Here is a 12,176-nt window from a genome sequence, read left to right on the forward strand (position 1 = left end):
CCAACAGGACATTTGTCCCGTTGGGCTTCGGTCACCATGTGAACCGGTGTTATCGGAGTCGTGGTTACTCGAGCGTAGAACTCGCCAGTAACCATTTGAGGGCGGAAAATCACCCTAGCTCTTATGACACTCTTAGTACGGCTGCGCTGCACGGCTGGGCCTGGCCCGGTGGGTCGCACCCGGTGAGTCGAACACCGGGGTGTAACCCCTGACCATGCCAGCAGGCGGCGCCGGCCGGGAGCTTGTGGAGATTCAGTGCCGAATCGCCGGGGCCCGCACCGCGCGGGCTCGACCGGAATCCGCCGCGATGGCGCGGCGTGACCGGCACCATCAGCCAGACGCGCGAAGAGATCAGTACCGAGGGAGATGGCAAGACGTGACGATCAATGAACACGACAGGGTGACCGCCAACGGTAAGAGCAGCCTCGGGGGAGCATCGCTGTCGGGTGCACATGCGCTCGTCGATCTGCTCAACGCCGGCGAGCCCTACGCGGTCGCGTTCGGCGGGCAGGGCGCTTCCTGGTTGGAAAGCCTCGAAGAACTGGTCAGCTCCGCAGGCATCGAATCCGAACTGAGCGAACTGGTCACCGAAGCGGCCATGCTGCTGGAGCCGGTCGCGCGCGAACTCGTCGTGGTACGTCCGATCGGTTTCGAGCCGCTGCAGTGGGTCCGGGCGCTGGCCGCCGAGGAGCCGCTGCCGGCCATCAAGCAGCTCACCACCGCCGCGATCTCCGGCCCGGGCATCTTGCTCACCCAGATCGCCGCCATCCGGGCGCTCACCCGTCAGGGCCTGGACCTGTACGGCACCCCGCCGGTCGCCATGGCCGGCCACTCACAGGGCATCCTCGGTGTCGAGTCGCTGAAGGCCAAGGGCACCCGCGACGCCGAACTGCTGGCGTTGCTGCAGCTGATCGGTGCCGCCGGCTCGCTGATGTCCCGCAGGCGCGGCATGGTCGGCCGCGGCGACAAGACGCCGATGGTGTCGGTGACCAACGTCGACCCCGACCGCATCGCCGAACTGCTCGAAGAATTCTCCACCGACGTGCGCACCGTGCTGCCCCCGGTGCTGTCCATCCGCAACGGCCGCCGCGCGGTCGTCATCACCGGCACCCCCGAACAGCTGGGCCGGTTCGAGCTGTACTGCTCCAAGATCACCGAGAAGGAAGAGGCCGAGCGCAAGAACAAGCTGCGCGGCGGCGCGATCTTCGCCCCCGTGTTCAACCCGGTCCAGGTCGAGGTCGGCTTCCACACCCCGCGGCTGGCCGACGGCGTCGCCCTGGTCGACCGCTGGGCAGCCCAGATCGGCATCGACACCGAGCTCGCCCACCGGATGACCGAGTCGATCTTCGTCCAGCCGATCGACTGGGTCGACGATGTCGAGGGCCTGGCCCAGGCCGGCGCGCGCTGGATCATCGACCTCGGACCCGCCGACACCGTCACCCGCCTGACCGCCCCCGTGATCCGCGGTCTGGGCATCGGCATCGTTGCCGCCGCCACCCGTGCCGGCCAGCGCAGCCTGTTCACCGTCGGCGCAGTGCCCGATGTGCCCGCGCCGTGGAGCAGCTACGCACCGTCGACCGTCACGTTGCCCGACGGGTCGGTCAAACTGTCCACCAAGTTCACCCGCCTCACCGGACGCTCGCCGATCCTGCTCGCGGGTATGACCCCCACGACGGTGGACGCCAAGATCGTCGCCGCCGCGGCCAACGCCGGCCACTGGGCCGAGCTCGCCGGTGGCGGGCAGGTCACCGAAGAGATCTTCGACGGCCGCATCGCCGAACTGACCCAGCTGCTGGAGCCGGGCCGCGCCATCCAGTTCAACTCGCTGTTCCTGGACCCGTACCTGTGGAAGCTGCAGCTCGGCGGCCGCCGCCTGGTGCAGCGCGCCCGCCAGGCCGGCGCACCCATCGACGGTGTCATCGTCACCGCCGGTATCCCCGAACTCGAAGAAGCCGTCGACCTGATCGACGAGCTCAACGGCATCGGGATCACCCACGTGGTGTTCAAACCCGGCACCATCGACCAGATCAAGTCCGTCATCAAGATCGCGGCCGAGGTGCCCGGCAAGGATGTCATCGCCCACATCGAGGGCGGTCGCGCCGGTGGCCACCACTCGTGGGAGGACCTCGACGACCTGCTGCTGGCGACCTACGCCGATCTGCGCAAGCTGCCCAACATCACCATCTGCGTCGGTGGCGGCATCGGCACCCCCGAGCGTGCCGCGGAGTACCTGTCGGGCCGGTGGTCGGAAACCTACGGCTTCCCCCTGATGCCGGTCGACGGCATCCTGGTGGGCACCGCCGCCATGGCCACCCTGGAGGCCACCACCTCGCCTGCGGTCAAGCAGCTGCTGGTGGACACCAACGGCACCGACATCTGGGTCGGGGCCGGAAAAGCGCAGGGCGGCATGGCTTCCGGGCGCAGCCAGCTGGGCGCGGACATCCACGAGATCGACAACACGGCCTCGCGTTGCGGTCGCCTGCTCGACGAGGTCGCCGGTGACGCCGACGCGGTCGCCGAGCGACGCGACGAGATCATCGCCGCGATGGCCGACACCGCCAAGCCCTATTTCGGCGACCTGTCCGACCTGACCTATCTGCAGTGGCTGGATCGCTACGTCGAATTGGCCATCGGCGCAGGCGATTCCACCGCCGACACCAAGCGCGAGGACTCGCCGTGGCTGGACGGCACCTGGCGGGACCGCTACGAGGGCATGCTCAAGCGCGCCGAGGCCCGCCTGCATCCGCAGGACTCCGGTCCCATCGACACGCTGTTCGCGGACACGGCGCTGCTGGAAGATCCGGCCGCCGCGCGGGCCGCGCTGCTCGCGCGTTACCCGGACGCCGAGACCGTCAAGCTGCACCCGGCCGATGTGCCGTTCTTCATCACCCTGTGCAAGACGCCGGGCAAGCCGGTGAACTTCGTGCCGGTCATCGACAAGGACGTGCGGCGCTGGTGGCGCAGCGACTCGCTGTGGCAGGCGCACGACGCCCGCTACAGCGCCGACCAGGTGTGCATCATCCCCGGCACCCAGGCCGTCGCCGGGATCACCCGGGTGGACGAGCCGGTCGGTGAACTGCTGGACCGGTTCGAGCAAGCCGCCATCGACGAGGTGGTGGCCACCGGCGCCGAGCCGGTGCCCGTGGTGTCCCGCCGGCAGGCCCGCGCCGATGTAGTCGGCCCGATCGCCGTGGTGCTCGACTCGCCCGACGTGCTGTGGGCCGGCCGGACCGCGATCAACCCGGTGCACCGCATCGGTGCGCCGAGCGAGTGGCAGGTCAACGAAAACCGTTCTGCGGTACACCCGTCCACCGGTTCACGTATCGAGCTCACCGAAGACGGTGTCACGCTGAGCGTGCCGCTGAGCGACATCTGGATCGAGATCAAGCTGACGCTGCCGGCCGCCACGGTCAACGGCGGTATGCCGGTGGTGACCACCGAGGACGCCTCGGCCGCCATGCGTGCCGTACTGGCGATCGCCGCCGGCGTCGACGGCGCGGAATCGCTTCCCGCCGTGGTGGACAACACGGCCACGGTTACCGTCGGCTGGGATCCCGAAGAGGTGGCCGACCACACCGGTGTCACCGCGACCTTCGGCGCACCGCTGGCCCCGGGCCTGACCCTGGTGCCGGACGCCCTGGTCGGCCGCACCTGGCCCGCGGTGTTCTCCGTCATCGGTTCGGCCGTGACCGCCGACGAGTTCCCGGTGGTCGAGGGCCTGCTGAGCCTGGTGCACCTGGACCACGCCGCGCACCTGCTGGCGCCGATGCCCAAGACGACGGCCGAATTGACCGTCACCGCAACGGCTGAGCCGGCCAGCGATACCGAGTACGGCCGCGTGGTGCCGGTGTCGGTGACCATCACCGATACCGCGGGCACCGTGCTGGCCACCCTGCAGGAGCGCTTCGCCATCCGCGGGCGCAACGGCGCGGCCGAGCTGGCCGACCCGCCGCGCGCCGGGGGTGCCATCACCGACAACGCCACCGACACCCCCCGACGCCGTCGTCGCGACGTCACCGTGACCGCCCCGACCGACATGAGCGCGTTCGCGGTGGTCTCCGGTGATCACAACCCGATCCACACCGACCGGGCAGCCGCCCTGCTGGCCGGGCTGAAAGGCCCGATCGTGCACGGCATGTGGCTGTCGGCCGCCGCGCAACACGTGGTCACCGCCACCGATGGCCGCGCCACCCCGCCGGCTCGTCTGGTCGGCTGGACCTCGCGGTTCCTGGGCATGGTGCTGCCGGGCGACGAGATCGACTTCCGGGTGGATCGCGTCGGCATCGACCGCGGCGCCGAGATCATCGAGGTCACCGCGAAGGTCGGCGGCGACCTGGTGATGTCGGCCACCGCGCAGCTGGCCGCCCCGAAGACGGTGTATGCGTTCCCCGGCCAGGGCATCCAGCACAAGGGCATGGGCATGGAGGTGCGGGCCCGGTCCAAGGCGGCGCGCAAGATCTGGGACACCGCGGACAAGTTCACCCGCGACACCCTGGGCTTCTCGGTGCTGCACGTGGTGCGGGACAACCCGACCAGCCTGATCGCCTCCGGCGTGCACTACCACCACCCCGAAGGCGTGCTGTATCTGACGCAGTTCACCCAGGTCGCCATGGCTACGGTGGCCGCGGCCCAGGTCGCCGAGATGCGCGAGCAGGGCGCGTTCGTCGAGGGCGCCATCGCGTGTGGCCACTCCGTCGGCGAATACACCGCGCTGGCTTGCGTTTCCGGGGTCTACAAGCTGGAAGCGCTGCTGGAGGTGGTGTTTCACCGCGGCAGCAAGATGCACGACATCGTGCCGCGTGACGAGAAGGGCCGGTCCAACTACCGGCTGGCCGCGATCCGCCCGTCGCAGATCGACCTCGACGATGATGACGTCACCGCCTTCGTCGCCGAGATCGCCGAGCGCACAGGTGAATTCCTGCAGATCGTGAACTTCAACCTGCGTGGTTCGCAGTACGCGATCGCCGGCACGGTGCGTGGCCTGGAGGCGCTGGAGGAGGAGATCGAGCGGCGCCGTGAGATCAGCGGCGGCAAGCGGTCGTTCATCCTGGTCCCCGGTATCGATGTGCCGTTCCACTCCGAGGTGCTGCGCGTCGGTGTCGCCGACTTCCGCCGTGCGCTGGAGCGGGTCATGCCCGAAGGTCAGGATCCGGCGCTCATCGTCGGCCGCTACATCCCGAACCTGGTGCCCCGGCCGTTCACCCTGGACCGCGATTTCATCCAGGAGATCCGCGACCTGGTGCCCGCCGAGCCGCTCGACGAAGTCCTTGCCGACTACGACACCTGGCTCAACGAGAAGCCGGAAGCGTTGTGCCGCAAGGTCGTCATCGAGTTGCTGGCCTGGCAGTTCGCCAGCCCGGTGCGCTGGATCGAGACCCAGGACCTGCTGTTCATCGAGGAAGCCGCCGGCGGTCTCGGTGTCGAGCGGTTCGTCGAGATCGGCGTGAAGACCGCCCCGACCGTGGCCGGCCTGGCGACCAACACGCTGAAGTTGCCGGAGTACTCGCACAACACCACCGAGGTGCTCAACGCCGAGCGTGACGCCGCGGTGCTGTTCGCCACCGACACCGACCCCGAGCCCGAGGAGGACGCTCCTTCGGCCGCTCCCGAGGCCGCGGCACCCGAAGCTGCGGCCGCCGCACCCGCGGCGGCTCCGGCCCCGGCTGCCGCCCCCAGCGGTGGACCGCGTCCCGACGACATCGGGTACGACGCCGCCGATGCGACCCTGACGCTGATCGCGCTGTCGGCGAAGATGCGGACCGAGCAGATCGAGCCGCTGGACTCCATCGAGTCGATCACCGACGGTGCGTCCTCGCGGCGCAACCAGCTGCTGGTCGACCTGGGCTCCGAGCTGAACCTCGGTGCCATCGACGGTGCGGCCGAGGCCGATCTGTCGGGCCTGAAGGCTCAGGTCACCAAGCTGGCCCGGACGTACAAGCCGTTCGGCCCGGTGCTCTCCGACGCCATCAACGATCAGCTGCGGACCGTGTTCGGCCCGTCCGGCAAGCGTCCGGCCTACATCACCGAACGCGTCACCAAGACATGGGAACTCGGACCCGGCTGGGCCAAGCAGGTCACCGCAGAGGTGGCGCTGGGCACCCGCGAGGGATCCAGTGTCCGCGGTGGCAGCCTGGGTGGCCTGCACGACGGCGCCCTGGCCGATGCCGCCTCGGTGGACAAGGTCATCGATGCCGCGGTGCTCGCGGTCGGTGCCCGCAAGGGCATCTCGGTGAGCCTGCCGTCCTCCGGGGCCGCCGGTGGCGGAGTCGTGGACTCCGCGGCGCTCGGCGAATTCGCCGCGCAGGTCACCGGACCCAACGGTGTGCTGGCCTCGGCCGCCCGGTTGGTGCTCAGTGAGCTCGGCCTGGACCAGCCGGTCAGCGCGGCCGAATCCGTCAGCGATGCCGAGCTGATCGACCTGGTCACCACCGAACTCGGTTCGGACTGGCCGCGTCTGGTGGCGCCGGTGTTCGACGGCCGCAAGGCCGTCGTGTTCGACGACCGGTGGGCGAGTGCACGTGAGGATCTGGCCAAGCTGTGGCTGCTCGACGAGAGCGAGATCGACGGCGACTGGGAGCGGCTGTCACAGCGCTTCGAAGGCGCAGGCAACGTCGTGGGCACGCAGGCCAATTGGTGGCAGGGCCGCGCGCTGGCCGCCGGTCGGCTCACCCACGCCTCGCTGTACGGCCGCGCCGCCGCCGGTGCCGAGAACCCCGAAAAGGGCGGGTACGCAAACGAAGTCGCCGTGGTGACGGGTGCCTCGAAGGGCTCCATCGCCGCGTCGGTGGCCGCCCAGCTGCTCGAAGGCGGGGCGACGGTCATCGCGACCACGTCCCGATTGGACGACGACCGGCTGGCGTTCTACCGCACGCTGTACCGCGACCACGCCCGCTTCGACGCCACCCTGTGGGTCGTGCCGGCCAACATGGCGTCCTACAGCGATATCGACGCACTCGTCGAGTGGGTCGGTAGCGAGCAGACCGAGAACCTCGGGCCCAAAGCGATCCACCTCAAGGACGCGCAGACCCCGACACTGCTGTTCCCGTTCGCCGCGCCGCGCGTGGCCGGGGACATGTCGGAGGCCGGTGCGCGCTCGGAGATGGAGATGAAGGTCCTGCTGTGGGCCGTTCAGCGGCTCATCGGTGGGCTCTCGCACCTGGGCTCCGAGCGTGATATCGCCTCGCGCCTGCATGTGGTGCTGCCGGGCTCGCCCAACCGCGGCATGTTCGGCGGTGACGGCGCCTACGGCGAGTCCAAGTCCGCGCTCGACGCGGTGGTGACCCGCTGGAAGGCGGAATCATCCTGGGCGCAGCGCGTTTCGCTGGCACACGCACTGATCGGCTGGACCAAGGGCACCGGCCTGATGGGCCACAACGACGCGATCGTCGGCGCCGTCGAGGAAGCCGGCGTCACCACCTACACGACCGCCGAGATGGCGTCGATGTTGTTGGCGCTCTGCGATATCGAGTCCAAGGTGGCCGCCGCCCGCGAGCCGATCGAGGTCGACCTGACCGGCGGGCTTGGCGACGTCGAGCTCGACATGGCCGAACTGGCCGCCAAGGCCCGCGAGGAGATGCTCGCCGAGTCGGCAGAGGAGAGCGACGAGGACGAGGACGGCGCAGGCACCATCGCCGCGCTGCCGTCACCGCCGCGTGGCTACCAGGCCGCCCCGCCGCCGGCATGGGACGACCTCGACGTCGACCCCGCCGACATGGTGGTCATCGTCGGTGGCGCCGAGCTCGGACCGTACGGCTCGTCGCGGACCCGGTTCGAGATGGAGGTCTCCGGACAGCTGTCCGCCGCGGGCGTGCTGGAGCTGGCGTGGACCACCGGTCTGGTGAAGTGGGAGGACGACCCGAAGCCGGGTTGGTACGACACGGCCAGCGGTGACCTGGTCGACGAGGGTGAACTCGTCGAGCGCTACCACGACGCGGTAGTGGAACGGGTCGGCATCCGGGAATGGGTGGACGACGGTGCGATCGATCCCGATCATGCTGCGCCGCTGCTGGTTTCGGTGTTCCTGGACAAGGACTTCACCTTCGTGGTGTCGTCCGAGGCGGACGCCAGGGCGTTCGTCCAGTTCGATCCCGAGCACACCGTCATCGCGCCGGTGGCCGACAGTGCGGACTGGCAGGTCACCCGCAAGGCGGGTACCGAGATCCGGGTGCCGCGCAAGGTGAAGCTGTCCCGGACCGTCGGTGCGCAGATCCCGACCGGTTTCGATCCGCAGGTCTACGGCGTGTCGCCGGACATGGCCAGCTCGATCGACCGGGTGGCGCTGTGGAACCTGGTCACCACCGTGGACGCGTTCCTGTCGGCCGGCTTCAGCCCGGCCGAGCTGATGCGGTGGGTGCACCCGAGCCTGGTCGCCAGCACGCAGGGCACCGGCATGGGCGGCATGACGTCGATGCAGACCATGTATCACGGCAACCTGCTGGGTAAGAGCAAGCCGAACGACATCCTGCAGGAGGTGCTGCCGAACGTCTTCGCCGGCCACGTCGTGCAGTCCTACATCGGCAGCTACGGCTCGATGATCCACCCGGTCGCCGCCTGCGCGACGGCCGCGGTGTCGGTCGAGGAGGGTGTCGACAAGATCACCCTGGGCAAGGCCGAGTTCGTGGTCGCAGGCGGCTACGACGACCTGACGTTGGAGGCCATCATCGGCTTCGGCGACATGTCGGCCACCGCGGACACCGAGATGATGCGCGCCAAGGGCATCAGCGACTCGAAGTTCTCCCGCGCCAACGACCGTCGACGCCTCGGCTTCGTCGAATCACAGGGCGGCGGAACGATTCTGCTGACCCGCGGTGATCTCGCGGTGCAGATGGGTCTGCCGGTGCTGGCCGTCGTCGCCTACGCCTCCTCGTTCGGCGACGGTGTGCACACCTCGATCCCGGCCCCCGGCCTGGGAGCCCTCGGTGCCGGCCGCGGTGGACGCGAGTCCCGGCTGGCGCGCTCGCTGGCCAAGCTCGGTGTCGGCCCCGACGACATCGCGGTGATCTCCAAGCACGACACCTCCACGCTGGCCAACGATCCCAACGAGACCGAGCTGCACGAGCGGCTCGCGGCCTCGATGGGACGCTCGAAGGGTGCGCCGCTGTTCGTGGTGAGCCAGAAGAGCCTGACCGGTCACGCCAAGGGTGGTGCGGCGGCGTTCCAGATGATGGGGCTGTGCCAGATCCTGCGCGACGGTGTCATTCCGCCGAACCGCAGCCTGGACTGCGTCGACGACGAACTGTCGCACGCACAGCACTTCGTCTGGGTTCGCGAGCCGCTGCACCTGAAGGAGAAGTTCCCGCTCAAGGCCGGTCTGGTGACCAGCCTCGGGTTCGGTCACGTGTCGGGTCTGGTGGCGCTGGTGCATCCGCAGGCGCTGCTGGCGGCACTGCCGGCCGATCAGCGGGCCGACTACCAGGCGCGAGCCAACGACCGCGTGTTGAACGGTCAGCGCAAGCTGGCTTCGGCGATCGCCGGTGGACCGTCGCTGTATGAGAAGCCGGCCGACCGCCGCTTCGGCGGTGACACCCCGGAGAAGCCTCAGGAAGCGGCGATGCTGCTCGATCCTGCGGCTCGCCTCGGTGCCGATGGCCACTACTCGAAATGAGCGCAGACGCATCGGATAGCGTTCGGGGTATGGGCATAGTTGGGGTCGGCATCGACCTGGTATCGATTCCGGATTTCGCGGAACAGGTGGACCAGCCGGGCACCGTCTTCGCCGAAACCTTCACGCCGGGGGAACGGCGCGACGCCGCGGACAAGAGTTCGTCGGCGGCGCGTCACCTCGCGGCGCGGTGGGCGGCCAAGGAGGCCGTGATCAAGGCCTGGTCGGGGTCACGGTTCTCCAAGCGCCCGATGCTGCCCGAAGGTATCCACCGCGATATCGAGGTCATCACCGATATGTGGGGTCGGCCGAAGGTCCGGTTGACCGGAGCCATCGCCGAGCACCTCAAGGATGTGACCATCCACCTGTCGCTCACCCACGAGGCGGACACCGCGGCAGCCGTCGCGGTTCTGGAGGCCTGAGTTCCCTTCCGCGAGCGGGCCGTGTCGGTACACGACACGCCGCTCGCGGTTGGCATTCTGGGGCGCTCAGTCCTTGCGGCCGGTGACGGCCAGGCTGACCCCAAGGCCGACCATCGCCAATCCACCGACACCGCCGATGGCGGCGATCCGGCGTGGGGATTGCGCGAACCAGTCCCGGGCCAGCCCGGCGACCAGCGCCCAGACGCTGTCGGAGATCACCGCGATGGCCAGGAACACCATTCCCAGCACGAGCATCTGGGTCGTCACGTGTCCGGCCGCGGGGTCCACCACCTGCGGCAGCGCGGCGACGAAGAACACGATCGTCTTGGGGTTGGTCATCCCGACGACGAAACCGTCGGCCAGCACCCGGCTCGGGCGCAGCGCCGATGCGCCGCCGGCGAGCACCTCACCGAGGGCGTGCCGATGCCGGATGGCTTGGACGCCAAGGTAGATCAGGTAGGCCACGCCGACGAACTTGATGATGCTGAATGCCAGCGATGAAGCGTAGATGAGTGCACCGGCGCCCACGGCCACGGCGAGGATCTGGACGTAGGCGCCCATCGCGTTACCCGCGACGGTCAACAACGCCTGGCGCCGACCGACCGTCAACGCCCGGCCGACGGTGAACAGCACGCTGGGCCCTGGCACCACGATCACCAGAAATGAGATCAACCCGAACGCCAGCAAATGACCCATCGACGGCATGCGGTGACAATACGCCGGGTGCTGCGAGGGCGCACTACGCTCGACGCCATGACCGATCTTGTCGAACGCGTCCGGGAGATCCTGCCGTCGGTGCGGCGCGATCTCGAAGAGTTGGTGCGCATCGAATCGGTGTGGGCCGATCCGGCCCGCCGCGACCAGGTGCAGCGCAGCGCCGAGTTGACGGCAAAGCTGTTGGCGGAAGCCGGTTTCGGTGATGTCCGGATTGTCAGCGCAGGGGGAGCGCCCGCGGTCATCGCGCGCCATCCCGCGCCCGAAGGGGCACCGACGGTGCTGCTGTACGCCCACCACGATGTGCAGCCCGAAGGCGATCCCGCGCAGTGGGCGTCGGCGCCGTTCGAGCCGGCCGAGCGCGACGGCCGGCTCTACGGTCGTGGTACCGCGGACGACAAGGCCGGTATCGCAACGCATTTGGCGGCGTTCCGGGCGCATGGGGGCAATCCGCCCGTCGGGGTGACGGTGTTCGTCGAGGGTGAAGAGGAATCCGGCTCGCCGTCATTGGGGGCATTGCTGGACGCTCATCGCGACCTGCTGGCCGCCGACGTCATCGTCATCGCCGACTCGGACAACTGGAGCACCGAGATCCCGGCGCTCACGGTGTCGCTGCGAGGTTTGGCCGACTGCGTCGTCGAGGTCGCCACCCTGGATCACGGCCTGCATTCCGGGTTGTGGGGAGGTGTCGTACCGGACGCGCTGGCCGCGCTGGTGCGGCTGCTGGCCAGCCTGCACGATGATGCGGGCAATGTCGCCGTCGCCGGTCTGCATGAGGGCGGCGCCGCCGATGTCGAGTTCTCCGACGAGCGGGTGCGCGCCGATTCCGGGCTGCTCGACGGGGTATCGCAGATAGGCTCCGGCTCGGTGGTGCAACGACTTTGGGCAAAACCCGCGATCACCGTGATCGGGATCGACACCACCCCGATCGGCAAATCGTCGAACACGCTGATCCCGCGGGCGCGGGCCAAGATCAGCATGCGGGTGGCCCCCGGCGGCGACGCCAAGGTTCACCTGCAGGCGCTGACCCGCCACCTTGAGGAACACGTGCCGTGGGGGGCGCGCGTCACGGTCACGCCCGGCGACGTCGGTCAGCCCTATGCGATCGACGCCAGCGGGCCGGTGTACGACGCCGCGCGTGCGGCCTTCCGCGCCGCGTGGGGCCGCGAACCCGTCGACATGGGCATGGGCGGATCCATCCCGTTCATCGCCGAGTTCGCCACCGCCTTCCCGGACGCGAAAATTCTGGTGACCGGCGTGGAAGACCCGGGCACCCAGGCCCACAGCGTCAACGAGAGCCTGCACCTGGGCGTGCTGGAACGCGCGGCGACGGCCGAGGCGCTGCTGCTGGGGTCGCTGGGGTCCGGAACGGGCTCCTAGACCGAGATGTCCCGGCGCAGCTTGGCGACGTGACCGGTGGCCTTGACGTTGTACTGTGC

The 12,176-nt window shown here is 69.2% G+C and carries 4 protein-coding genes and 1 pseudogene; 3 read left to right on the forward strand and 2 right to left on the reverse strand.

What is annotated here, in order from left to right; genetic code table 11:
- Window positions 1-376: 376 nt before the first annotated feature.
- Window positions 377-9,604 carry a fatty acid synthase subunit beta domain-containing protein gene (locus ACXPWS_RS09100; protein WP_458712128.1) on the forward strand — a complete coding sequence of 3,076 codons (9,228 nt, stop codon included), beginning with the start codon at window positions 377-379 and terminating at the stop codon, window positions 9,602-9,604.
- A gap of 29 nt (window positions 9,605-9,633) precedes the next feature.
- Window positions 9,634-10,023: a holo-ACP synthase AcpS gene (gene acpS, locus ACXPWS_RS09105; protein WP_024451064.1), complete on the forward strand. Its 390-nt coding sequence runs from the start codon at window positions 9,634-9,636 to the stop codon at window positions 10,021-10,023.
- Between the two features lie 66 nt (window positions 10,024-10,089).
- On the opposite strand, the gene ACXPWS_RS09110 is transcribed toward acpS, so the two are convergent.
- Window positions 10,090-10,728, reverse strand: a complete 639-nt coding sequence (locus ACXPWS_RS09110; RefSeq protein WP_458712129.1) for a LysE family translocator — start codon at window positions 10,726-10,728, stop codon at window positions 10,090-10,092.
- Between the two features lie 48 nt (window positions 10,729-10,776).
- Between ACXPWS_RS09110 and ACXPWS_RS09115 the strand changes: the two genes are divergently transcribed.
- Window positions 10,777-12,117: a M20/M25/M40 family metallo-hydrolase gene (locus tag ACXPWS_RS09115; protein WP_458712130.1), complete on the forward strand. Its 1,341-nt coding sequence runs from the start codon at window positions 10,777-10,779 to the stop codon at window positions 12,115-12,117.
- On the opposite strand, the pseudogene ACXPWS_RS09120 reads toward ACXPWS_RS09115, so the two are convergent.
- A pseudogene (locus ACXPWS_RS09120) lies at window positions 12,114-12,176 on the reverse strand (peroxiredoxin); the annotation flags it as partial. The gene ACXPWS_RS09115 and the pseudogene ACXPWS_RS09120 sit on opposite strands and share 4 nt — an antisense overlap.

Source organism: Mycobacterium sp. BMJ-28 (assembly GCF_054404835.1).